Raw genomic sequence first — 23,263 nt, 5'->3', positions numbered from 1 at the left:
CGAGGCGCACCGGGCGCTCCGCATGAGCGCCCGGTGACGCACTCTAGCCCGTCGTCACTGCCGGCCGAAGGCCTGTGTCCAGTAGTGCCGGTAGGAGCTGGACGGCGCGTTGTAGTAGCCAATGCCGATGTGGACGAGCACCGGGTTCATGATGTTGTTGCAGTGGCCGGTGCTGGCCATCCAGCCATTCACGACGGCCAGCGCCGTGGAGTAGCCGGCCGCGACGTTCTCCGCGGCGTTCCGGTACGAGTAGCCCGCCCAGGTCATCCGCTGCCAGGGCGTGGAGCCATCCGAGCCGGTGTGGCTCATGAAGTTGTTGATGCCCATGTCCTTGGAGTGCTTGCGGGCGGCGCAGCGCAGGCTCGGATGATTCGTGAGCGCGGGCGCTGGCGGCATGGCCACGCCGCCACAGACGGCTCCGGCGGCGCGGCGCTCGTTGACGAGCGTGAGGACCTGGTCCTCCAGCGAGGTCCAGGCCGCGTTCCACGTTGCCACGTCGTCGCAGTACGCGGCGGCGGTGACGGTGCCGGACGCCTCCTGGGTCTCCACCGGAGGGATGACGACGCCCTCGCCAGCAGGGGTCGTCGGAGGACCTTCGGGCTCACCGCAGCCGGCGGACAGCGCGGCACCCAGGAAGACGACAGCGAGAGAACGGGAGTTCATGACGGCTCCTTTTCACGGGGGAAGGCCATCCTGCCGCTTCCCCCGCGTATGTCTAAAGGCGCCATCCGCGCTCAGTCAGGCAGACGTCTAATTGCTTGCTTGGAGCAGCTCGATAGCCTTTAGCAGCTCTGAATCTCTGCCCAATGCGAGGTCTTCTGTCGTGGGCACAATCTCTTCATCCGGGACAATTCCCACGCCATGGAATGTGGAGCGATCGGGATAGAGAACTTCCATGCCGGTGAACGTGAACCGGAAGCCGCCGGGGAGCATCAGGTTGGTGATGTTGCCGTTGGTGCCCGCGCTGCGCTGCCCCACCACCCGGACGCGGTTCGCCGCGACCAGCATGGTGGAGAAGTTCTCCGCCGCGGACACCGAGCGCGGTCCCACGAGCAGCACGATGGGGCCGGTGAAGGCCAGGGTGGTGCTGCCGGTGAAGGAGTACTGCTCCTCCTGGATGTCGTGCTGGTCCGGCCCTGTCCACCGGCCAGTCCGGAAGAGCGGGCTGACATAGGGGCCCTGGATGAGGTGCCGGATGAAATCGTAGTGGCTGAATCCGGGGTAGCCGCGCATGTCCACGATGAGCCCCTGGGCAGTCGACGCGGTTTCGACGTGTCGGATGGCGGCGTCCAGGTTCGTGGTCACGTCGCTGTTCATGGTGATGTAGTAGAGCGACGGCGCGCCCAGGTCGCTGAGCCAGCCGCTGTCACGTCGTGAGGGGGAGGTGCCGAGCGCCTCGACGATGTTGCCGCCCGTCCAGGGCTGGGCCTCCACCGTGCGCTCGGTGCCGTCCGTGGAGCGCATCACGAGCGAGAGCGGCCCGGTCAGCTCCCGCAGCCGGCGCGTGGCCAGCTCGTGCCGGTAGCCATGGGTGGCGGCGGAGGTGCGGGCGAGCTCTTCGGCGTACCAGTCCGCCGTGGTTCGGTCGCCCACGCGCACCAGGGTGTCCCCCGGGCGGAACTCCGGCACGAGCGAGCGGCGGACCACCACGTCGCCACCTGCGACCTCCTCCAGCAATGCCGGGAGGATGCCAATGACAGGGGAGGGCGAGGTGAAGACGAAGCCGTGGCCGTCCTGGAGGACTTCGGAGAAGCGGCGCAGGAGGTCCCGGGTGCGGAGCTGGCTCACGGGCGCCGCATCCACGGCGGCCAGCGTCTCCTCCAGCCGCGCGTCGATGCCATCTCCCACCACCGGGAAGTAGGGGAAGAAGCGCCGCATGGCGCCGTGGGTGATGATGAGCGCCGCGCGTGCGACGCCCGCCGTCTGCTCCACCCGGGGAGACGCGCTCGTCTGGGGCCCGCGCCGTGCGACGCCCGCGCGAGCGACCGCCGCGCTCCGCTCCAGCGCGGGAGGTGTTCCCAGCTCGGGCAGCTCGCGCAGGCTGTCGGCCAGGGCGTCCGTCAGCGCCCGGTCCGCGGGGAGCAGGTCCGGGAGCGGGCCGGAAGCGTCTTCGAGCCGGGATACCCGAATCGAGACGCCCTGCGCGCCCAGGGCGACCCAGCGAGACTCGGCGACCGCGGTCGCCACGGGTTCACCCCACAGCCAGGCTCGCTGTGCCGCGCGCAGGTCGACCGCGAAGCGCGCCGCCGCGGGCGGCAATCTGGGCCCGGTGAGCAGCACCACGGGCAGCTCCGCCGTCCCGGTGGCGGGGTAGGCCGGCGAGTCCAGGAGCCGCGTGGTGTTCTTGTAGACGCTCGCGGCGTTCTGCTCGTCCGTCATGCCGGAGTGGACGCGCACGCGGGCCGCTGCGCGTGGCACGGGCTGGGCGCTGGCGACGGCGATGGCGCGAGCCAGCGCGTCTTCCAGCCCCGCTGCGGCGGGCAGGCCGCGCAGGTCGATGGCGACGGCCCGGGTGCCCGCTGGGAGCACCGGCTCACCCGTGCCGGGATGGATGACCGCGACTGCGTCGTGCTGCTCGACCCGCACCTCGGAGAGGGCCGTGGGGGCGGTGGACGCCCCGGCACAGACGTCCTCGAGTGCCTCCGCGTAGGCCCGCGCCACGCCATCCCAGTCGATGGTGGGTCCCTCCAGCGCGGCGGTGAGCGCCGCGTCAATCTCCCTGTAGTAGCTGCCGGGGCTGAAGAAGCGGACCAGGGCGTGGGCCTCGGACATCGCCAGGGGCGCCGGGGTGGTGCTGGTGGGGCCGGAGGTGACGTGGGGGCACCAGTCGACGGCCTGTGGCGGAGGGGGCTCGGCTGGCGGCGCGGGAGGGTCGTCGCCGCAGGCCGTCTGGACGGCACAGGCCGCCGCGAGCAGCCATCTGGTGAGCGTTGACGTGGCAGGGCCTCCGGTCTTCGTCGTTCCGCGCAGGAGCGTCATGTCGTTGCTCTCTTCCGAGGGATGCGGATGAATGTTCCGCCTGCGTACGAACGGTGAGACCGCCTCGTTATATCGATGGGACGTGCGCTTGACGGGCCATCGCGGGGTCGGCGTAGCGTAGCGGGTGCCGGACGCACAGAGAGGACCCGGATGTCGCGCAGGCCGATACCGCCGCGTTGGGTGGTCGCGTTTTTCACGATCGGTTGTTTCATCGTCGCCGATGCACTGCTCCCGCTGCTCCCGCTGTGGCGGATGCTGCCCGATGGCCCGCGGACATGGGGGTGGCAGGGGGCGCAGGTGCTGCTCTGTGTCCTCGGGCTTGGGCTGCTGTACCGGCTGCGGCCCGCGGCTGCCTTCCGCGAGCTGGGGACAGGGGCGTCACCGCTCCACGCAGCGGCCTTCTCGCTGCTGGCGACCTCGCCCATGCTGCTCGTCTACGGCTGGGCCGCGGGTTTTGGAACGGCACTGAGCCTGCGGGGCGCCATCACCACGGCGGTGATGGCGCCTCTGGCGGAGGAGGTGCTGTACCGCGGATTCCTCTTCGGCCAGCTGCGGCGTCGGGCCGGATGGTCATTCTGGGGCGCGGCGATGGTGGGGTTGGTGCCCTTCGCGCTCGGTCACCTCTATCAAGCGGTTCAGGCGGAATACTCCCCTGTGGATACGGCGGGCGTGCTGGCGGTGACGGGGGCTGGCCACGTCTTCTTCGCGTGGCTGCTGGAGCGCTGGGGGAGCCTGTGGGTGCCCATGGGCATGCACGCGCTGATGAACCTGTGGTGGGGCCTGTTCGCGGTGGACACGACGGCGCTGGGCGGCGCGCAGGCCAACCTGGCGCGAGGGCTCACCCTCGCGCTGGCGATTGGCTTCACGGTGCTGCTGCGCCGGGGACGTCCCGGGTGGGCAGAAGCACCGCCTCCTCCGGGAGCGGCGCCCGCCCTGTCCGCCGCGGGAGGGAGCTGAGACGTGCCACGGAGCCCCTCTCCCGTGTCGCCCTTGAAATCTGGAGCGAGGGGACACCCGGCGCATGCCCGCACCCGGAACTGAGACAGGCTCGGACGGACGCGGCACGGGGGCGCTCCAGTTATTGCGCGGCCACCCGGCGTTCAGGGCCCTCTGGGCCGCGCGCGTCATCTCCTTCACGGGAGATTCGCTCAGCCTGGTGGCGCTCATGCTCTATGTGGCGGAGCGCACGGGGCAGGCGCTGGCCGTGTCGTTGCTGCTCCTCGTGGGGGACTTCGCGCCGGCGTTGCTGGGGCCCATCACCGGTGCCCTCAGTGACCGGTTCGACCTCAAGCGGGTGATGGTGGCCTGCGAGCTCGTCCAGGGAGCGCTCCTGGCGCTCATCGCGCTCACGATGCCGCCATTGCCCATCCTGCTGGCCCTGGTCGCCGCGCGCTCGATTGCCGGTCAGGTGTTCCAGCCCGCCTCGCGCGCCGCTGTGCCCGCGCTGGTTCGCGGTGAGGACTTGGAGGCCGCCAACTCCAGCGTGGGTTTTGGGACGCAGGCCGCTGAAGCGCTGGGGCCGCTGCTCGCGGCGGCGATGTTCCCGCTCGTGGGCCTCCGTGGCGTGCTGCTGGTGGACGCGGCGTCCTTCCTCCTGTCCGCGGCATTGCTGATGGCGTTGCCGTCCGTTCCGCCCGTGCAGGGCGGTGACGCGCCGCCCGTGTCGCTGCTCCGGCAGGCGCGGGATGGGCTCGTCTACGTCTGGCGGGCCCCCGTGGCCCGCGTTGTCGCGCTGGGCTTCTGCGCGGTGGTGGCCTTCAACGGCGTGGATGACGTGGCGCTGGTGCTGCTCGCGAAGGAGACCTTCCAGGCGGGGGACTCCGCCGTGGGGCTGCTCCTGGGCGCGGTGGGGCTGGGGCTGGTCGCGGGCTACGCGCTGATGGCGCGGCTGGGCGCACGCGCGGCGATGCCGGTGATGCTGGTGCTGGGGTTCGCGGTGAGCAGCGTGGGCAACCTGTTGACCGGACTGGCCTGGGCCGTCTGGGCGGCGTTCGCGATGCAGGCGGTGCGCGGGGTGGGCATCGCGGCCATGGACGTCGCCAGCCACACGCTCATCCAGCGGTGGGTGCCCGCGGGCATGCGGGGCCGGGTGTTTGGCAATTTCTATGGCGCCATCGGCGTGGCCGCGGGGCTGTCCTACGTCGCCGGGGGCCTGCTGCTCGATGCGACGTCCGCGCCGGTGACGCTGATGGTGGCGGGTGCTGGCGGAGCGCTCGCCACCCTCCTGGTCGCCTGGCGGCTTCCGGGCGCATTGCGGCGGAGCGCCACAACGCGCGAACCGACGTGAGCCCTCAGACGAGCCGCTTGCCCTTCACGAAGTCCAGGCCCATCGGGTTGCCCCGGAAGTGGATGGGGTCGAGCATGACGCGACGGATGCGCCAGCCCTCGGACGTCTTCTCCACGTCATGGGTGTAGCGGATGACGACGGTCCATTCCTGCTGAGCGCCGCCGGCGGTGAAGAAGTGGGCGACGTCCGCGTAGGCCATGACCTGCGCCTCGGTGTCGCTCTTGAAGTGGGTGCGCACGGTGTTCGCCGTGGCGTGCTGGACGCGGCTGAAAGCCGCCAGGGCGTCACCTCCCAGCTTGCCCATCTCCTCGCGGGCCAGGGTGATGGGCTCGCCGCCGAAGAGCCGGCTGTAGTCCGCGGTGAGCTGGGGCGTGAAGACATTCACCCAGCGGCTCCAATCCCCGGTGTCGCGTCCGAAGTCGATGGCCTGCCCGTACTCCGCCACCAGCTCCTGGATGGCAATCCAATCCAGGATGTACTGCGTGTCCTTCTCTCTCATGTCGTGTCACCCCCTGAAGTCAGACGTCAGGCTGACACGGCTGGTCGGGGCGCGCCAGCGGGCATCCCAGGCATCGCGGAGGCGGGGAAAGCTCGCGCTGAAGGCGCCGAACCACACGAAGGCCGCGAGCAGGTCCACGGCATAGTGGTAACGCAGCATCAGGGTGGAGGCGATGATGGCCACCGCAACGGGCACCATCACGCGGAGCCGCCGTGGATGATGGACCCGGTCATGGCTCAACAGGACGAGGGTGATGTACGTGTGCAGGCTCGGGAAGACGTCATAGGCGGACGAGCCCTGGGCCACCACTGCCGCGTTCAGACGGGTGAAGGGGCCTCCTGTGATGGGCGCGGTGAACAGCTCCGGAGAGGCCACGGCGGGGCCCAGCGCGGGCACCAGGAAGTAACCGGCGATTCCTAGCGCATAGGCGGAGAAGACGCGGACGAAGAAGTCCTCCGCTCGCTTGCGTGGCCCGAGCAGGGCCTGGGCCATCGCGAGGTGCAGGTAGGCGTGGAAGGCGAGATAGCTGGCGCTGAACAACTCATTGGCCCAGGCGCTGCTCCAGCGCTGGAGCCATGCCGCGGGCGTGACGCCAAACAGACGCGTGTCGGCCGCCAGCAGCAGGGTGTCCCGTGGCTCCAGCCCGAGCGCGGGGACGGCCTGCTTCACGAAGGCGTAGAGGAAGAACGTGACGCCGTAGGCGAAGAGCAGCCGCAGACGGAAGGCGTGGGCCGCGTCATCGTGGCGCGCCGCCACGCCCACGGCGACCAGGAAGAGCACGGTGAGGGCCAGGGCCGTCCAGCCCTCGGGCGCTGACGGCCCCGCGACCACCAGCAGCGCGAGTGCGAGAATCCCTCCGAAGAGCCCCAGCAAGACTTCGTGCAGATAGGGCCACCTACGCATCCGGCGCGGCCTGCCTGCTTTCGCGAATGAGCGCGCCCGTGACGACGCCGCGCACGAAGGAGAAGTAGGAGGGGATGAAGGGCGCCTGCTGCGCGACGAGCGCCGGGCGCAGCGTCTGGTGCAGCTCGGGCAGGTTGTACCAGGGCACCCGGGGGTACAGGTGGTGCTCCAGGTGGTAGTTCTCGTTGCACATGAAGAAGCGCGTCACCGGGTTGGACAGGATGGTGCGCGTGCCCCGGACGGGGTGGGTGCTCTCCGGCAGGAACGTGTGCTGGCTCATGCCTCGCACGTTCACCAGGGTGTTGAGGATGAGCATGGGGATTCCCCAGGCATGCAGCAGGACCTGTCCGGGGAGGAAGGCCACGGCGAGCGCAAGCCCGGCCAGGACCAGCGCGACCTCGAGCGCAATCCACCGGCGCTCGGCGGCGGTGCCCTTGCGCCACCCGAGGATGGGAATCATGGTGATGTAGGCCGGGTAGCCCAGCAGCAGCCGGCCGATGTGCATGAGCAGCTCCAGCCAGCGCCGCCCGGTGTAGTTGGCATAGTGGTCCGGGTCCTTCCCTCCGCCCAGGTCGGCGTGGTGTCTCAGATGCAGGACCTTGTAGGCCGCGTAGTTCTGGAGCACCGGCAGCGCGCAGGCCATGCCTCCCAGCCGGTTCAGCCAGGGGCGGCGCGCCAGTCCCCCGTGGACGGCTTCATGGGTGAAGAGGCTGATGCCATGGAGCGAGGCGGCGGCAAGGAGGTAGAGCAGCGCGAGCAGCAGCGCGCCAGCGAACGAGACGTCGCGTCTGGCGAGCACGACGGCCAGCGTCCCCGCGCCGAGGTAGAGTGCCAGGAAGCTCAGGAGCCGCGGGACGTGCCGGGCATCGACCTGTTCGAGTTCGCGCAGCCGAGAGGGCGTCAGGGTGTTGGTTTCGAGGGGCATTGTCGCCTGGTTTTGAGCTAGGAGCATGGCATGGAATCCCTGTTGGTTTCGACGCCACCAGCGCGTCTGAAGTTCGCCGTGGTCCGGGAGGACCCCGAACTGGAGCTGGCGCTCGTCGAGCGCACGCGGGCGAAGGCCGTGCTCACGGTGGCCTCGGGTGGCTGCACGCTGTTGACATTGGCGCTGCGCCATCCCGGCGTCGAGCGGGTGGGCTTCGACTTCAATCCGCGTCAATTGGCGCATGTGAGGGAGAAGGCGGCGGGGTTGGGCCAGCTCCCCCTGTCAGGCTTCAACGTGGAAGCGGAGGACCCGGCCGCGCTGAATCAGCGGGGTGAATTCGAGGGGCTCTTCCGCACGCTGCGCCGTTTCATCGAGGAGTTCGTCGCACCCGCGCACGAGCTGGCAACCTTCTTCGCCCCTGACACCGACGCCTCGCGGCGGCAGGCGCTGCGCACCCGCTGGTTCGGCTCGCCCTACTGGCCCGTGGCCTTCGAGCTGGCGCTGGCGGCGCCGCTGCTGCACGCGATGTTCGGCCCGGCGGCCACGCAGCATGCCGAGCCCGGCTCGTACCCGGGCTACTTCCAGCGCGTCTTCGAGCGGGGCCTCCAGCGGGAGGATGCGCCCCGCAACCCGTTCCTCCAGCACGTGCTGCTGGGCCGCTATCTGGCCGCGGACGCGCCCGAGTACCTGCGGGCGCCGGGCCCGGTGCCCCTGACGCTCGTCGAGGGCTCGTTGCCCGATGTCCCGGACCTGGGGCGCTTCGACGTCATCTCCCTGTCCAACATCTTCGACTGGTCGGAGGACGCGCTCGTGGCGCAGTGGGCGGCGCTGCTCGCGCGGGAGGCGCGGCCCGGGTGTGCCATCCTCCTCCGGCAGCTCAACAACCGCCGGGACCTTCGCCGCTTCTTCACCCCGGCCTTCGCGTTCGACGACGCGCTCGGCGAGGCGCTGCTTGCCCGCGACCGGAGCCTGTTCTACGAGCGCATCGAGGTCGGCTTCCGCCAGCCCATCCACCCATGAATGACGTGCGCTTCGTCGTTGCCCGGCCCGACACGCTCGGGCCTTACGTCGAACGGCTGCGCCTGCTGGAGCAGGGCATCCTCTATCCGCTCGGGGACGGGGCCGACCATTTCTTCATCGACCACGGCCCAGCGTACCACCCGTTCTTCTCCTCCATGGGGGAGGCGTACTTCCTGCTGGCCCTGCGTGGTGACGAGCTCCTGGGCTCGGTGACGGGGGTGGCCCGGCCCGTGGCGCATGGGACGCGCACGGTGGACGCGCTCTACATCTGCGACCTCAAGCTGGCGCGGCACGTGCGGGGCACCGGCCTGTCGACGCGGCTGCTGCTGGAGGGGCTCAAGCAGCTCTTCCTGATTCCCCCCCTGCGGCGGACGCGGTTCCTCTATGGCGCGGCGATGCGCGGGTCCCGGGGGGATGTGATGCACACGGCCCGGGGCTGGAATCCCTTGCGGATGGGGCGCCCGGCGAGCCGGCTCGCGCTCTACTTCGTCCCTCCCTCCCGGTTGGCGACGCTGGAGATGCGTGGGGCTCCTCCCAGGCCCCAGGGCCATGGGCTGTGTCTGGGCCCCGCGCCGGGCCGCCCTCTGGAGGGGGCCGGGTGGTGCACCACCGCCGGGAGCAAGGACCTTCAGCTGCGCTCGACGGGGTGTCCCTGGCCGCTGGTCCACCTCGCGGCGCCGCCCGAGCACTGGACGCACGGCTGGGGTGCGTACCTGCGCACCTGTGGTGAGGCGCTGACGGCGCGAGGCGAGGCGGCGCTGGCCTGCTTCAGCATCGACGAGCGGCTGGAGGACCATGTCCGCTGGCTGCGCGAAGCAGGCGTTGCGCCCGACTCCGTGTGCACCGTCTATTCACTGGACCTGTCCTTTCCAGTACATAGGCCCGCATGGGTGCACCTTCCCTCGTCCGAAATCTGAAGCTGCGTCACCACATTGCCGGGCTGAAGGCGGAGTGGAATGTGCTGGAGGCGCCCTACTTTCGCGCACTGCGGGAGGGCACCTTCGCGCGCGAGGACTTCGTCGAGACGCAGCGCCAGTTCTACGCCGCCGTCGCGCACTTCTCCCGCCCCATGGCGGTGCTCGCCAGCCGGCTCCCCCACGCGGAACAGCGGCTGCCCCTGGTCGAGAACATCTTCGACGAGCACGGGCGTGGCACCCTGGCGCACGGCCACGAAGCCACCTTCCGGCTGCTCCTGGAGCGCCTCGGGGTCCCCTCCGCGCGCGCGGACCTGCTGGTGCCATGGCCGGAGGTGCGCGCCTTCAACGCCGCGCTGACGGGCGTCGCCGCGTTCGAGGATCCGCTCGTCGGGCTGGCCGTCTTCGGCATCATGGAGGACCTGTTCAGCGGAGTCTCCCTGGCGCTGGGGCGCGGCATCGTCTCGCGCGGCTGGCTGGAAGCGGCGCAGGTGGTGCATTACCCCACGCACGCGGACCTCGACGAGCAGCACGCCGAGGGCTTCTATCAGCAGCTCGATGCGCCTCATGCGGCGGAGGCCGCGGCGGCGCAGGTGATTGAGCAGGGGCTCGCGCTGGGAGGGCACCTCCTCACGAGCCTGTATGACGACCTCTTCCGCGCGCGTGGTCGGCGCACGGCGTGAGGCGGGCTCAGCGTGGGCGCCGGGCCTTCCCGGGCCACGCCGCTGGCTGTGTAGTGCCGCGGCGTGCCGCGCGGGGAGGTGCCGAGCGCTGACGCTCACCGCGTCGCGTGCCAGTCCCCACGCCGCGGCCACCGTGCCCACGCCACACAGCAGCGCCGTGCCCTCGATGCCCAGCAGGGCGATGCGCCACGCCACCAGCGGCGGATGGTCGAAGTAGCCCCAGTCCAACCGCTGGGCCCAATGCCAATCGTAGGTGGGGGCGAAGACACGACGCCGAACCAGGCCCGCCAGCCCTCTGTTGGCCACCGTCCCTCCGGTGCTTTCGGCTTGCCCGGCTCGGAGCGGGTTCGTATCTCGACAGCATGTCCACGCTCCCTCCGTCACCCGACACTCCCAACCGGCTGGCCCGGGAACCGTCACCGTACCTGCGCCAACACGCGCACAACCCCGTGGAGTGGTTCCCGTGGGGCGAGGAGGCGCTCGCGCGGGCGAAGGCGGAGAACAAGCCCATCCTCCTGTCCGTGGGCTACTCCGCCTGTCACTGGTGCCACGTCATGGCGCACGAGTCGTTCGAGTCGCCCGACACGGCCCGGCTGATGAACGAGGGCTTCATCAACATCAAGGTGGACCGCGAGGAGCGGCCGGACCTGGACCAGATTTATCAAGGCGTGGTGCAGCTCATGGGGCAGGGCGGCGGCTGGCCCCTCACGGTGTTCCTCACGCCCGACCTCAAGCCCTTCTACGGCGGCACCTACTTCCCGCCGCAGGACCGCTATGGACGACCGGGCTTCCCCCGGCTGCTCATGGCGCTGCGGGACGCGTGGGAGAACAAGCAGGAGGAGGTGCAGCGGCAGGCGGCGCAGTTCGAGGAGGGACTGGGCGAGCTGGCCACCTACGGGCTGGAGGCCGCGCCCTCGGCGCTGACGGCCGCGGACGTGGTGACCATGGGCCAGCGCATGGCGAAGCAGGTGGACCGGGTGCACGGCGGCTTCGGCGGCGCGCCCAAGTTCCCCAACCCGATGAACTTCGCGTTGATGCTGCGCGCGTGGCGGCGGGGCGGGGGCGCGGCGCTGAAGGACGCGGTGTTCCTCACGCTGGAGCGCATGGCCCTGGGCGGCATCTACGACCAGCTCGGGGGCGGCTTCCACCGGTACTCGGTGGACGAGCGCTGGCTCGTGCCCCACTTCGAGAAGATGCTCTACGACAACGCGCAGCTCCTGCACCTCTACGCGCAGGCGCAGCAGGTGGAGCCCCGGCCGCTGTGGCGCAAGGTGGTGGAGGAGACGGTGGAGTACGTGCGCCGCGAGATGACCGACGCGGGCGGCGGCTTCTACGCGGCGCAGGACGCGGACAGCGAGGGCGAGGAGGGGAAGTTCTTCGTCTGGAAGCCGGAGGAGGTGCGCGCGGCGCTGCCGGAGTCACAAGCGGAGCTGGTGCTGCGCCACTTCGGCATCCAGCCCGGCGGCAACTTCGAGCATGGCGCCACCGTGCTGGAGGTGGTCGTCCCGGTGGAGGCGCTGGCGAAGGAGCGCGGGGTGCCGGAGGACGTGGTGGCGCGCGAGCTGGCCGCCGCCCGAAGGACGCTCTTCGCGGTGCGCGAGCAGCGGGTGAAGCCGGGGCGGGACGACAAGCTGCTCGCGGGCTGGAACGGGCTCATGATTCGAGGTCTCGCGCTCGCCTCGCGCGTCTTCGACAGGCCGGAGTGGGCCCGGTGGGCCGCGGCCGCCGCGGACTTCGTGCTGGAGAAGGCGTGGGACGGGACGCGGCTGGCGCGCTCGTACCAGGAGGGGCAGGCGCGCATCGACGGCTTCCTGGAGGACTACGGGGACCTGGCCTCGGGCCTCACCGCGCTCTATCAAGCCACCTTCGACGCGAAGTACCTGGAGGCGGCGGACGCGCTGGTGCGCCGCGCGGTGGCGCTCTTCTGGGACGCGGAGAAGGCGGCGTATCTCACCGCGCCCCGGGGACAGAAGGACCTCGTGGTGGCGACGTATGGCCTCTTCGACAACGCCTTCCCGTCCGGCGCCTCCACGCTGACGGAGGCGCAGGTGGAGCTGGCGGCGCTCACCGGTGACAAGCGGCACCTGGAGCTGCCGGAGCGCTATGTGTCGCGCATGCACGACGCGCTGGTGAGCAATGCCATGGGGTACGGCTACCTGGGGCTGGCGGCGGATGCGCTGCTGGAGGGAGCAGCGGCCGTCACGCTCGCGGGCTCGCGCGAGGAGGTGGCGCTGCTGCGGGCCGCCATGGATCGCGCCTTCACGCCCACCGTCTCCGTGGGCTGGAAGGCGGCGGGGCAGCCGGTGCCGCCGCTCTTGAAGGACATCTTCGAGGGGCGTGAGCCGGTGAAGGGCCGGGGCGCGGCCTACCTGTGCCGGGGCTTCGTCTGCGAGCTGCCCGTCACCGAGCCGGACGTCCTGTCCCAGCGGCTGGCGGCGCTCACCGGCCCCTGAGCGGGGCCGGCGCGGCGTGCCTCACTTGACGGCCGTCACCTTCAGCGCGCCGATGAGCGGCGTGATTTCGGCGTTGCCTTCCTTGCCGAAGGCGAAGTGCGTGGCGTCCGCCACCACCTGGTTGAAGGTGGGGTCCAGCTGCGTCCACTCGCCCACGAAGGCCTCCACCCATTCGTGCCAGTAGAACGCGGGCACGCCGTCCTGGTTCACCATGTAGATGACGCCGTCCACGCGCCGGGCGGGCACGCCGGCCGCGCGCAGCAGCGCCACCGACAGCAGCGAGTGCTCCGTGCAGTCGCCCTTCTTCTGGCTGAGCACGTCCGTGGCCCGGTCCGCGCTGGCGCCGTAGTCCTTCTCCAGGTTGGAGTACACCCAGGTGTTCACCTTCTGGGCGATGCGGTACGCGTCCTTCTCGTTGCCGACAAGCTTCTTCGCCAGCTCGCGGATGGCCGGCGCGTCGCTCTCCACGACGAGCGTGGACTTGAGGTTCTCCCCACCCTCCGGGTCCTTCAGCGGCAGGGGCTTGCGCGTGGTGGGCGCGGCGGCGGACAGGGTGACCTCCACGCTGCCGTCCGGCTGCTTCTTGAAGTGCTGACGGTACGTCTGCTCCTGGAACTTCTCCGGCAGCCCCTGCACCACCAGCTTGACGCTGCCGGGCACCGTGCGCGCGGAGTCGGGCAGCGGCTTGGGCAGCACCACGCGCGTGAGGCCGAAGACCTCCACCAGGTCCAGCCGCTTCGCGACGGCCTCGGTCTCCTTCCGGGCCTGCATCGTCGTGCCGTAGTCCACCAGCACCATCTCTCCGCGCTGGGTGACGTAGGAGACGACGGGGACCTTCTCCTTCTCCGACACGGTGACGGCCTTGCCCAGCTTCACCTTCACGCCGTTGATGACCCGCTGCTCCTCGGGCTCCACGGTGGTGGTGAGGCCGTAGGACTCCAGGTCCATGCCGTCCAGCGAGAAGCCCGTCACCTTCGCCTTGCGCAGCAGCGCCACGCGCGGCGGGTCGGCGTCCTCCACGTGCTCCTTCGCGGGGGGCAGCCTGGGGAGCTTCTCGTCGGCGCGGCCCGGGCGCTTGCGCACCACCTGGACGCCGTCCGGCGTCGCCATGCCCTCCAGCGTCTGCGTGCCGCCGTCACCGGTCTGCTTCACCACGAAGGACAGCAGGCGCCCACCGGGCCTGGCCTCGTAGATGCGCTCCTCGTGGTGCATGCGCTCGGACACGCGCGAGCCCACCATGGCCTTGAAGACGAGCTGGTTCGTCGTCTTCACCCGGGCGGGGGTCCCCGGCAGCACCTCCAGGTCGGTGAAGAGCCAGCCGACCTTCTTGTCCATGAGGTACAGGCCGAAGTACTCGCCGCCCCTGGGCCGGACGGCCTTCACCACGTCCGAGACGGGGGCTTGCGCCGCGGCGGCCTTCGCCGTCGACGCGGGCGCCTTCGCGAGCGCGGACGGTGCGCCCGACAGCAGGGCGCACAGGGACACGAGGGCCAGGGAGGTCAGTCTGTGCGTGCGAGTCATCGTGCCCCTTCTAACGAGGGAAGGGGCCGTTGTCTTCACCCGCCCGCCCGCCCGGCGCGCGGACTACAGCCGCTTGGTGAGGATGATGAGGTCGTCCCCGACCTTGTAGAAGTCGCGGATGCGGGCCTCCTCGCCGTACTTCATGGAGGCATAGAAGCCACGCGTGGGGCCATAGGCCTCGGTGGCGCTCGTCTCCACGCGGATGAGGCGCCCGTTGCGGCGGCGCAGGTCGCCCTCCATGGCGGATACCAGCGCGGCGCCTACGCCCTGGCCGCGAACTTCCGGTGCGGACGCAATCCAATACAGGTCGTAGGTGTCCTCCGTCATCGGCGTGGGGCCGTAGCAGATGTAGCCCACGAGCTGGCCGTCCCGGTCCGCGACGATGATGGCGTAGTCCGTGTTGCCCTTCTGGAGCGCGGTGTGCGCCAGCTCGATGGCGACCTCAACCTCCTGCGGCGAGAAGGTTTCGATCCTTCGAATCAGCGCGGCGATTGGCTCCCGGTCCTTTTCTTCGATGGGACGGATGTCCATGTGCTCTCTCGAGGGCGACCTCCACGAGCCGGGACGCCAGGGCCGGGTAGTCCATGCCGGCGGCCCGGGCGGCCTTGGCGAATCCCGCGTCCGGATGGAGGTCACAGTTGGGGTTGATGTCGATGACGTAGGGCACGCCCTCCGGGGACACCCGGAGGTCGACCCGTCCATAGTCCTGACAGTCCAGCGCTGCAAAGGCTTCCAGTGCAACCTGCACGCAACGGGACTCCAGCGCCGCGTCCGCCTGGCACAGGCCGCTGGTCGTGTCCCGGTACTCCTCCGACGCCGCCTCCCACTTCGCGTTGTAGGAGACGATGTTGGGCCTGTCCTCGAACGTACGGCCGAAGACGATTTCCGTCAGGGGCAGCGGCTGGCGCGGCTGGTTGCCGAGCAGCGGCACATAGATTTCGCGCCCGGGGATGAACTGCTCGACCAGGGCTGGCTGATGGAACTCGCGGAGCACCGCGTCACAGGCACGCACCAGCGCGGCGCGCTCGTGCACCACGGACTCGGACGTCACGCCCATGCTGGCGTCCTCGCGCGCGGGCTTGACGATGAGGGGCCAGGGCAGGTCCACCGCCAGCGCATCCTCCAGCCGCTCCACCACGCGGAAGGGCGGGGTGGACACGCCGCGCGCGGTGAGAACCTCCTTCGCCTTGGGCTTGTGCAGCGCCAGGCCCAGGGACAGCGCGGAGGAGCCCGTATAGGCCAGCCCGAGCGCGTCCAGCAGGCAGGGGACCGCCATCTCTCCGCGGCTGTCGGCCGCCAGGGACTCGCAGAGGTTGATGACCAGGTCGGGCTGGCGCCGGCGCAGGGTCTCCACGAAGTCGAGCCGGTCCCCTTCGATGGCGAGGGGCTCGGCCAGCGTGTCGCCCCGGTTGAGGGCATCGGACAGCGCGGAGACCACGCGGACCACATCCTCCCGGGCCTCCCGCCCAGGGTCGTCCTCGATGAGGTCGTGGTCGCGGTTGTGCAGCAGGATGATGTGCATTCGGTGGTGGCGGAGGGTTACCACGTCCCCTGCCTTCATCACAGTCCGCACGTGAGGACGTCTACCCCCTGGGCTGCCCCTCGGGGAGGTTCGCGGTACGTTTGGAGACCTCCGGAAGGGGTATCCAGGAGTATGGAAAGGGAATCATGCGCATCCGTGACCCCATCCACGGCACCATCCCGGTCAGCGACCCCGAGAAGGCCGTCATCGACAGCCGGCACTACCAGCGGCTGCGCTACGTGCGGCAGCTCGGCTTCGGGGACCTGGCCTTTCCCGGGGCCACGCACACGCGGCACATCCACTCCCTGGGCGCCATGCACGTGGCCTCGCGCGTCTTCGGGGCGGTGGCCGCGCGCTCGTCGCTGCCGGAGGACGTGCGGGAGCGCTTCTGCGCGGCGGTGCGGCTGGCGGTGCTGTGCCATGACCTGGGGCACATGCCGCTGTCGCACGCATCGGAGCGCATCGCCCCGAAGCGCTCGCTCCTGCGCCTGCCGTCCTGGCTGGACGGCACCGCGGAGGGCGAGCTGGCCACGCACGAGGACTACACGGCGAAAATCCTCCTCGACAGCTCGCTGACGCCCATCATCGAGCGGCACTTCAGCGACCTGGGCATTACCCCCATGGCCGCGGTGGCGCTGGTGACGGGCGCGAAGCCTCCGAAGGACCCGGGCTTCACGCACCAGGGCGTGGACTGGATGCCCCTCTTGCGCGCCATCGTGTCCGGCGAGCTGGACGCGGACCGCATGGACTACCTGCTGCGTGACTCCTTCTACACGGGCGTCAACTATGGCCGGTACGACATGGATTGGATTGTCAGCAACCTCAACCCGGCGGTGAAGGACGGGCGGGCGTACCTCGCGCTCAGCCGGGCGGCGGCCTTCGCCTTCGAGGATTTCCTCCTCAGCCGCTACCACATGTTCGTGTCGGTGTACCTGCACCACACCTCGGTGAACTTCGACTACATGCTGCGGCGCTACTACGAGGAGGCGCCCGGCGAGTTCGAGATTCCTTCGGACCCGGAGGAGTTCCTCCTCTGTGACGACTCGGCGCTCTGGTACACGCTGCGCCGCTCGAAGAACCCCTGGGCCCAGCGCATCAGCCGGCGGCAGGGCTACAAGCTGCTGGCGCAATTCACCGAGCGGGACACGGGCTACGACCTGGATGTGCTGCGCAGCGCGCTGGTGTCCCACAAGTTCGACCACTACGTCGTCGAGTCCCAGAACGTGCTCAGCAAGTACACCTCGGGTCCGTCCTCCAGCGGGCCGAGCTTGTTCATCATCGATGCCTCCACCGGCCGGCTGACGGAGGTGGCGCGCTACACGCCGCTGTATCAACGCTACAGTGGCGCGGTGCGGCTCGTCCGGCTGTACGTCCGGCCGGAGCAGGCGGACAAGGCACATGCGTTGATGGGCCGGCTTCTCGGCCAGGCGGTGGAACCATGAGCGAGCGTCTTCCCGGCCTGGGCCTTGGCCTGGACCTGACCCACACCCCCGCGGAGCCGCGGCCTTCCTCCGTGGCGCTGCTCTACCGGCGGACGGACGTGGGCGTGGAGGTGTTCTGGGTGAAGCGCGGGAAGGCGCTTCGCTTCGCGGGCGGCTTCTATGCCTTCCCCGGCGGGAAGCTGGACGCGGCGGACGCGGACGTCGAGGTGCGCGGGGCCAGCGGCGAGGAGGCCGCCCTGCGCTCGGCGGCGGCGCGCGAGCTGTTCGAGGAGACCGGCGTGCTGGTGGCGGACGGCGCGCAGGCGCTGACCGCGCCGAAGCTGGAGGCGCTGCGCAAGGCGCTGCTGGGCGGGACGTTGGGGTGGGGCGCGCTGCTGAAGTCGGAGGGCCTGACGCTGGACGCGGACGACTTCCGCGCCGCGGGCCGCTGGGTGACGCCGCCATCCCTGCCCGTGCGCTTCGACACGCGCTTCTACCTGGTGGAGATGCCGGAGTCCGCCCGGGCGGAGTGGTGGCCCGGGGAGCTGGCCGAGGGCGCCTGGGTGCGGCCCGCGGACGCGCTGGCGCGCTGGGGAGACGGCACCGCGCTGCTGCACCCGCCCGCGGTGCATGCCTTCCAGGTGCTGGCGTCCTTCACGGACGAGTCGGAGGCACGGGCGCGGCTGTCGACGCCGCCGTTCTGCCCCGGCTACATCTCCCAGCGCATCGAGTTCCAGCAGGGCGTGCGGGTGGTGGCGCTGGAGACGCCCACGCTGCCTCCGGCCGCGCATACCAACGCGTACGTGCTGGGCAACGGCGAGCTGCTCATCGTGGACCCGGGCGCCTCGGACGTGAAGCAGTACGCGAAGCTGCTGTCGCTGGTGTCGGGGCTGAAGGCAGAGGGCATGAAGCCGGTGGCGGTGGTGCTCACCCACCACCACGGCGACCACGTGGGCGGGGCGCGCGCGGTGAAGGAGCGGCTGGGCATTCCGCTGTGGTGCCATGCGCGCACGGCGGACCGGCTGGACTTCCCGGTGGAGCGGTTGCTGGAGGATGGCGACGTGCTGACGCTGGCGGGCGCCGTGCCGCAGCGCTGGCGCGTGCTGCACACGCCGGGACATGCCCGGGGCCACGTGTGCCTCGTGGACGAGCGCAGCCGCGCGGCGGTGGTGGGCGACATGGTGGCGGGCGTGGGCACCATCGTCATCGACCCGCCGGAGGGGCACATGCGGGACTACCTGACGCAGCTCGCGCGGCTGCGGGACCTGCCGGTGAGCACCCTGTACCCGGCGCACGGCTCGCCGATTCCGGACGGGCCCGCGAAGCTCCAGGAGTACCTGGACCACCGGGCGGCGCGCGAGGCGCTCATCCTCCAGGCCGTGCCGCCCGACGGCGCCACGCTGGCGCAGGTGGTGTCCCTGGCCTACGCGGATACGCCGCCGCTGATGCACCCCATCGCGGAGCGCAGCGCGCTGGCCACCCTGGAGAAGCTGGTGGAGGAGGGGCGCGTGCGCGAGGAGTCGCTCCAGTACTTCCGCGTCTAGAAGCGGCCGGCGAACCCGAGCGCTCCGCCACCGGGGGCCCATGACACGCTGGGCACCAGCGTCAGTCCGCTCTCCGGTGACTGACGGCGTCGCTGCCGGGCGCCGTGCGACAGCTCGTACGCGACAATGGAGGTCACCACCGGCGCGGCGTAGGCCGCGGTCAGCGCGGGCCACGGCAGCTCGCCGTCGGTCAGCGCCACGACGGTGATGGGCACGGCCGTTCCCGCCATTCCGCCCAGCAGCGTGGGGAGGAAGCCGCCGTGGGCGTCCATCAGAGAGCCCGCGAGGTGCGTGCCCGCCGCGGCGCCGAGCCCCATGCCCAGCGAGGCGCTGATGAGGGTGGCGTTCCGGGAGCGCCTGCACTCACTGTAGCCGCATGACACGCGATCCGTGACGAGCACGCCGCCGAGGAACGCCACCGCGAAGCCGGAGGCGCCAATCAGCGCGCCACCCACCGTCTCTCCCACGAGGCGGGCGCCCAGTGGGAACAGCTCCTCGTTCGGCTCGTACATCCGCATGGGCGGGCGCGTCCGGACGGCGGGCGCTGGCCCCTCCGCGGAACGCCGGGGCTCCGGCATGCGGGATGGCCTGTCGTCGATGGGGTTGCCCGCCGAGCCCCGGGGCTCCGGCACGCGGGAGGGCTTCTCGTCGATAGGGCTACCCACCGAGCCCCGGGGCTCCGGCACGCGGGAGGACGACTCGGCGCGCGGGGCATCCACCGTGGGCCGGGCGACGACCAGGGCCGGCAGGAGGAGGACGAGCGCGACGAGGTGGAGGCGATGGGAACGCATGGGAACCGAGCCTCGCAGTGTGAGCACGGCCCGGGCGCGGATGCCATCACCTCGGTGGCCCGTTCCTCGGTGAACAGGGCGCGCGGGCACCGAGCTCCCTCCGCTCAGGGCGTCGCGGGCCTCGCGTTGCCTTCGGTGCCGCGTGCGCGGTGCCGCCCCGGCGCGAGGCCATTGCGCCTCCTACCTCGCGGTTCGGGCGCCAGCCCCATCCCGCGCTGACCGCGAAATGTCCCGACACTCCCGGACAGCGAGTCCGCGGGAGCCTTCGTGGTGTTGGCGTCAGAACCGGCCCATCAAGCCCAGGCGCGCTCCGTGCTCGGTCATCCCCGCGACGGGGACCACCTGGACCTGGCGCGAGGCTTCGCGCTTGCTCACCGGGGTGGACGCCCTCGACTGCGATGACAGCTCGTAGCCCGTCACCGCGCCCACGACGGGGAGCAGCAGCAGGGCCGCGGTGACGCCCGCGTTGTCTTCGTCGGCGCCAATCACGGCGGAGCCAATCGCCATCGCGCCCCAGCCCACGAGGCTGCCACCGGCGGTCCCGAGGAAGGTGCCCTTGCCTCCCATGAGGCGGCCTCCCAGCCACGTGCCAGCGGGAATGCCCACCAGCACGCCGCTGAGACCGCCGACGCCCGCGACGATGCCGCACTCGTCACACCCCACGGTGGAGGCGCCCACGAGGTAGCCCGCGAGCAGTCCCAGGGTGCCAGCGACGATACCGCCCCCCGTGCCCGCCACGAACTCCACGGCGATGCGCGGCACGGGGTCCGAGGCGCGAGCATGGGCCTGGTTGGGGAGGGCCTGCTCATCGAGCGAGCCGGTGCCGTCCGCCTCCTGCAACGAAAAGGCGTCGTCGCCGGATGCACCCGGGCGCGTCGGGACGTCGGTGCTGGCTGGCGCGGAAATCAGGGGCGGCGGCGTCAGCTCGGTGGCGGGCGCCTGGGCGGGCTCGCTCGGCACGGGCTCCTGTGCCCATGCAGCACCCTGGCCCCAGAGGACCAGGGCCGTCAACCCGGCGGAGAGCGCGCGCGATGGCTTCACTTGCAACACGTTACCGCAACAGGCGCCGCGCGTCGCCTGAACCTAGCCGGCGGAGGGCTCGGACACCGGCTGTGCGCGCGCCTTGCGGCGCAGCAACACCAGGGCGAGCGGGATGCCGCCCAGCAGGAGCTGGGGAACGAGCGAGAGGGCGTCTGGATAGATGCCCAGCATGTCCACGGTGATGAAGGGGAAGGGCAGGGGGGCCAGCGGCAGGGCGCCGACTTCCTGCAGCGAGTGCAGGCCCTTGCCCAGCAGCATCACCGCGGTGAGCACCAGGATGACGGTGGACGCGTTGAAGAGCGTCTTCATGGGCAGCCGGTAGCCCAGCCGGTTGATGAAGAGGACCATGCCCACCAGGGCCACGGCGCCGACCAGCGAGCCCCAGGCCACGCCCTCCGGCGAGTCCAGCGCGAGGCCCTGGAGGAAGATGGCCGTCTCGAAGCTCTCGCGCAGCACCGCGGTGAAGGCGATGAAGAACAGGCCCGTCATGCTGCCCCGGCCCAGGGCGCCCTGCATCTTCTCGCGCAGCTCACCCATGAACTGGCTGATGTTGGCGCGCGCGTTGAGCCACAGCGCGGCGTACAGCAGCATGCCCACCGCCACGAGCGCGGCGATGCCCTCCATCCACTCGCGGTGGGCGCCGGCCAGCAGGTGGCGGCCGAGGATGTAGGCCAGCGCGCCCACCACCAGCGCGGACATCCAGCCGGCGTGCACCACGCGCGCGTGCTCGGTGGCCTTCATCTTCCGCAGCGCGGCCAGCAGCGCCGCGACGATGATGGCCGCCTCGAAGCCCTCGCGCAGGAGGATGAGCAGCGTCAGCCACATCGTGGAGAGCAGGCTCGAGGTGGTGCCCGAGTCGCGGCGCGCCTGGTCCAGCAGCGCCAGCAGCTCGCGGCCCTCGTCCTGGAGGTGGGGGCTGCCGCGCTCCGCCGCCATGCGGGCCTTGAGGAAGCCCTGCTCGATTTTCAGCGTCAGCGCCGCGTCGCGCGAGCTGAGCTTGGGCTCCACCGGCTCCACGCCGTTGAGGTAGCCGTCCAGCAGGGCCGCCTTCGCGCCCGCGATGTCACCGGCGGCGCCCAGCTTCATGGCCTGCTGCACATTCTCGCGGGCGGCGAGCAGCGAGCGCTCCTCGTCCGCGTCCAGCATCTTCCGGCGCAGGCAGGCCAGGTTCTCCTCGCCGAACTCCTTCACCAGCTCCGCGTCGGTGGCGTTGGCCAGCCGCTCCAGCGAGACGCGCGGCGGGGTGCCCTCGCACTCGGGCAGGCGCATCGTGAAGACGTAGAAGCCCAGCGCCCAGCGCTCGTCCTCGGACAGGGTGGGGTAGGACGGCATCGCGGTGCCGGGCACGCCGAAGCTGGTGGTGTTGAAGGCCTTGTACGGCGTGAGGCCGCTCATCAGCTCCGCGTCCTGGAAGTTGGCGGGCGCCGGCTCCATGTTGGCGGCGATGGCCACATTGGCGCTGCCGTCGGCGCCATGGCAGGCGGCGCAGTTGGTGGCGAAGAGCGTCTTGCCCAGCTCGAGGTCCGGTGGGCGGCGCGGGCTGCGGGCGAGGCCGCCCGCCAGCACGAGGTTCTCCACCAGCTCACCGCAGTCGCGGCTGACGCCCTCGGCGTCCTCGCCCTTGTCCACGCGGGCCTGGATGCTCTGCACGCGCGGCAGGAAGGCCTCCGCCGCGGGGCCCAGCCCACGCGCCGCGTCCACCGCCTCCGCGGCGAAGCTCTTCTGCTCCGCCAGCTCGAACGCGGACTGCGACTCGATGGCGAGCGGATAGTCCGCCTCCAGGTACTGGAGGATGCCGATGAGCCGGTGCCACGTGCGCTCCTCCGAGGCGCCTTCGTCCGCCCGGGACGAGAAAGGCAGGGCGAGCAGCAGGCACATCAGGAAGGAGGCAGCGCGGTTCATGCTCCCCCCTCTACCAGCGGGGGGGAGGCCTTTCAATCTTGCGAGGCAATTTCAAAGTCAGGCGATGTCATGCCCCCACGGGCGGGGAGATGTCCGGCCCGATGGTCTCTACGACCTGGAGCGAACCCACCCGGAGGGAGTCCACCTGCCAGTCGTCGCCGCGCAGCTTGCCAATGGTCAGCACGCGGATGGCCAGGGTGCCGATGCTGAGCGCACCCACCGCCAGTGCGCCCAGTGCGGTGGCACCCAGGGCCAGGGCGGGCAGGGCACGGGAGCGGGGCCTCATCCTGTGACGGAGCAGGGGAACGAGCCGCAGGCTGGCCACGAGCGCGGCCACGTTCGAAGCGGTGAGGACCGCGGCGCTGGAGAGGGCCGCGGTCCGCCAGGGGATGTCGACAGAGCGTGAGAGAGCGGTGGTTTGCATCCCGTGGAGGTGCACATGGCATCAGGGCGTGCCACGTGCCAGGACGGGAGGCCCCCGGCCGGATGGATGGCCGGGCGCCTCGGGCTTCACCTTCACGGTTCGATGATGATGTCGCAGTACTGGGGGTAGCGGCTGCAGGGGTAGCAGACGCCACCGGGGCCGCCCACGCAGACCTCGTTGACGCCGCAACGGCCCTGCAGGTCGCACTGCCGCAGCTCCTGCTCGGCGTCGCCCACTTCGCCGACGGGGGCCTCTTCCACCGGACCGCCACAGGCCATCATCACCACCGCCGCAACCAATCCAAGTCCTTGCATCCACGTCTGGCGCATCGCGAACTCCTTGGGACTGACGGGTGAAGCCGGGATTGTGCGCTTAACGCCGGAGGGACGGAATGTGGGCGCGTTCCCTCGCCCAGGCCTCCATGTGGACGCGGA

The 23,263-nt window shown here is 70.8% G+C and carries 21 protein-coding genes; 8 read left to right on the top strand and 13 right to left on the bottom strand.

All coding sequences use genetic code 11. The features are described from left to right. Positions 1-54: 54 nt before the first annotated feature. Positions 55-663 (bottom strand): CAP domain-containing protein, encoded by a 609-nt coding sequence (locus tag VZL07_RS06310; RefSeq protein WP_426754436.1) that lies wholly within the window; start codon positions 661-663, stop codon positions 55-57. An 87-nt stretch (positions 664-750) separates the two neighbouring features. Further along, complete coding sequence (locus VZL07_RS06305) at positions 751-2,979, bottom strand: S41 family peptidase (RefSeq protein ID WP_426754435.1); 2,229 nt, start codon at positions 2,977-2,979, stop codon at positions 751-753. Positions 2,980-3,276: 297 nt separating this feature from the next. Between VZL07_RS06305 and VZL07_RS06300 the strand changes: the two genes are divergently transcribed. Next, positions 3,277-3,936 (top strand): CPBP family intramembrane glutamic endopeptidase, encoded by a 660-nt coding sequence (locus VZL07_RS06300; protein ID WP_426754434.1) that lies wholly within the window; start codon positions 3,277-3,279, stop codon positions 3,934-3,936. A 64-nt stretch (positions 3,937-4,000) separates the two neighbouring features. After that, positions 4,001-5,266: an MFS transporter gene (locus VZL07_RS06295; RefSeq protein WP_426754433.1), complete on the top strand. Its 1,266-nt coding sequence runs from the start codon at positions 4,001-4,003 to the stop codon at positions 5,264-5,266. A gap of 4 nt (positions 5,267-5,270) precedes the next feature. Here the strand turns inward: VZL07_RS06295 and VZL07_RS06290 are convergent, their stop codons facing one another. The 3 genes from VZL07_RS06290 to VZL07_RS06280 are packed head-to-tail and all read right to left on the bottom strand — an operon-like array spanning position 5,271 to position 7,593. After that, complete coding sequence (locus tag VZL07_RS06290; protein WP_426754432.1) at positions 5,271-5,765, bottom strand: nuclear transport factor 2 family protein; 495 nt, start codon at positions 5,763-5,765, stop codon at positions 5,271-5,273. Positions 5,766-5,771: 6 nt separating this feature from the next. Beyond that, positions 5,772-6,668, bottom strand: coding sequence for a phosphatase PAP2 family protein (locus tag VZL07_RS06285; RefSeq protein WP_426754431.1), 897 nt, complete (start codon positions 6,666-6,668; stop codon positions 5,772-5,774). Continuing rightward, entirely contained in the window at positions 6,661-7,593 is a 933-nt protein-coding gene (locus tag VZL07_RS06280; RefSeq protein WP_426754430.1) for a fatty acid desaturase family protein, read from the bottom strand. Before VZL07_RS06280 ends, VZL07_RS06285 begins: the two co-directional genes overlap by 8 nt. A gap of 30 nt (positions 7,594-7,623) precedes the next feature. On the opposite strand from VZL07_RS06280, the gene VZL07_RS06275 reads away from it, so the two are divergent. From VZL07_RS06275 to VZL07_RS06260, 4 genes are all read left to right on the top strand, one after another. Then, positions 7,624-8,613, top strand: coding sequence for a DUF3419 family protein (locus tag VZL07_RS06275; protein WP_426754429.1), 990 nt, complete (start codon positions 7,624-7,626; stop codon positions 8,611-8,613). Then, positions 8,610-9,530: a GNAT family N-acetyltransferase gene (locus VZL07_RS06270; RefSeq protein ID WP_426754428.1), complete on the top strand. Its 921-nt coding sequence runs from the start codon at positions 8,610-8,612 to the stop codon at positions 9,528-9,530. Before VZL07_RS06275 ends, VZL07_RS06270 begins: the two co-directional genes overlap by 4 nt. Continuing rightward, the gene (locus tag VZL07_RS06265) at positions 9,500-10,210 is read left to right on the top strand and encodes a TenA family transcriptional regulator (RefSeq protein WP_426754427.1); all 711 of its coding nucleotides are present in this window, start codon (positions 9,500-9,502) and stop codon (positions 10,208-10,210) included. Before VZL07_RS06270 ends, VZL07_RS06265 begins: the two co-directional genes overlap by 31 nt. Positions 10,211-10,572: 362 nt before the next feature. Then, on the top strand, positions 10,573-12,663 hold the full coding sequence (locus VZL07_RS06260; RefSeq protein ID WP_426754426.1) for a thioredoxin domain-containing protein: 2,091 nt from the start codon (positions 10,573-10,575) through the stop codon (positions 12,661-12,663). Between the two features lie 21 nt (positions 12,664-12,684). Here the strand turns inward: VZL07_RS06260 and VZL07_RS06255 are convergent, their stop codons facing one another. The 3 genes from VZL07_RS06255 to VZL07_RS06245 all read right to left on the bottom strand — a co-directional run bounded on the left by VZL07_RS06255 (position 12,685) and on the right by VZL07_RS06245 (position 15,706). After that, positions 12,685-14,184 carry a transglutaminase-like domain-containing protein gene (locus VZL07_RS06255; protein WP_426754425.1) on the bottom strand — a complete coding sequence of 500 codons (1,500 nt, stop codon included), beginning with the start codon at positions 14,182-14,184 and terminating at the stop codon, positions 12,685-12,687. Positions 14,185-14,247: 63 nt separating this feature from the next. Continuing rightward, positions 14,248-14,715 carry a GNAT family N-acetyltransferase gene (locus VZL07_RS06250; protein WP_426754424.1) on the bottom strand — a complete coding sequence of 156 codons (468 nt, stop codon included), beginning with the start codon at positions 14,713-14,715 and terminating at the stop codon, positions 14,248-14,250. Continuing rightward, a complete protein-coding gene (locus VZL07_RS06245; RefSeq protein ID WP_426757245.1) occupies positions 14,627-15,706 on the bottom strand; it encodes a D-alanine--D-alanine ligase family protein in 1,080 nt (359 codons plus the stop codon). Before VZL07_RS06245 ends, VZL07_RS06250 begins: the two co-directional genes overlap by 89 nt. A gap of 146 nt (positions 15,707-15,852) precedes the next feature. Between VZL07_RS06245 and VZL07_RS06240 the strand changes: the two genes are divergently transcribed. Together VZL07_RS06240 and VZL07_RS06235 are read left to right on the top strand one after the other, a co-directional pair. Next, positions 15,853-17,148 carry an HD domain-containing protein gene (locus VZL07_RS06240; protein ID WP_426754423.1) on the top strand — a complete coding sequence of 432 codons (1,296 nt, stop codon included), beginning with the start codon at positions 15,853-15,855 and terminating at the stop codon, positions 17,146-17,148. Beyond that, on the top strand, positions 17,145-18,671 hold the full coding sequence (locus VZL07_RS06235; RefSeq protein WP_426754422.1) for an MBL fold metallo-hydrolase: 1,527 nt from the start codon (positions 17,145-17,147) through the stop codon (positions 18,669-18,671). Before VZL07_RS06240 ends, VZL07_RS06235 begins: the two co-directional genes overlap by 4 nt. Here VZL07_RS06235 and VZL07_RS06230 read toward each other — a convergent pair. From VZL07_RS06230 to VZL07_RS06210, 5 genes are all read right to left on the bottom strand, one after another. Further along, positions 18,668-19,462 carry a hypothetical protein gene (locus VZL07_RS06230; protein ID WP_426754421.1) on the bottom strand — a complete coding sequence of 265 codons (795 nt, stop codon included), beginning with the start codon at positions 19,460-19,462 and terminating at the stop codon, positions 18,668-18,670. The genes VZL07_RS06235 and VZL07_RS06230 overlap by 4 nt on opposite strands. Before the next feature lie 279 nt (positions 19,463-19,741). Continuing rightward, positions 19,742-20,503 (bottom strand): GlsB/YeaQ/YmgE family stress response membrane protein, encoded by a 762-nt coding sequence (locus VZL07_RS06225; protein ID WP_426754420.1) that lies wholly within the window; start codon positions 20,501-20,503, stop codon positions 19,742-19,744. Positions 20,504-20,545: 42 nt separating this feature from the next. Next, positions 20,546-22,405, bottom strand: coding sequence for a cytochrome c/FTR1 family iron permease (locus VZL07_RS06220; RefSeq protein WP_426754419.1), 1,860 nt, complete (start codon positions 22,403-22,405; stop codon positions 20,546-20,548). 67 nt (positions 22,406-22,472) lie between these two features. Beyond that, positions 22,473-22,829, bottom strand: a complete 357-nt coding sequence (locus VZL07_RS06215) for a hypothetical protein (RefSeq protein WP_426754418.1) — start codon at positions 22,827-22,829, stop codon at positions 22,473-22,475. 92 nt (positions 22,830-22,921) lie between these two features. Further along, positions 22,922-23,158 carry a hypothetical protein gene (locus VZL07_RS06210; RefSeq protein WP_426754417.1) on the bottom strand — a complete coding sequence of 79 codons (237 nt, stop codon included), beginning with the start codon at positions 23,156-23,158 and terminating at the stop codon, positions 22,922-22,924. Positions 23,159-23,263 lie beyond the last annotated feature (105 nt).

Source organism: Pseudomyxococcus flavus (assembly GCF_050038885.1).
In the GTDB taxonomy this organism is placed as follows: Bacteria; Myxococcota; Myxococcia; order Myxococcales; family Myxococcaceae; genus Myxococcus; species Myxococcus flavus.
Note: the sequence above shows the minus strand (reverse complement) of the source record. Positions and strands in the feature narration are given on the sequence as shown.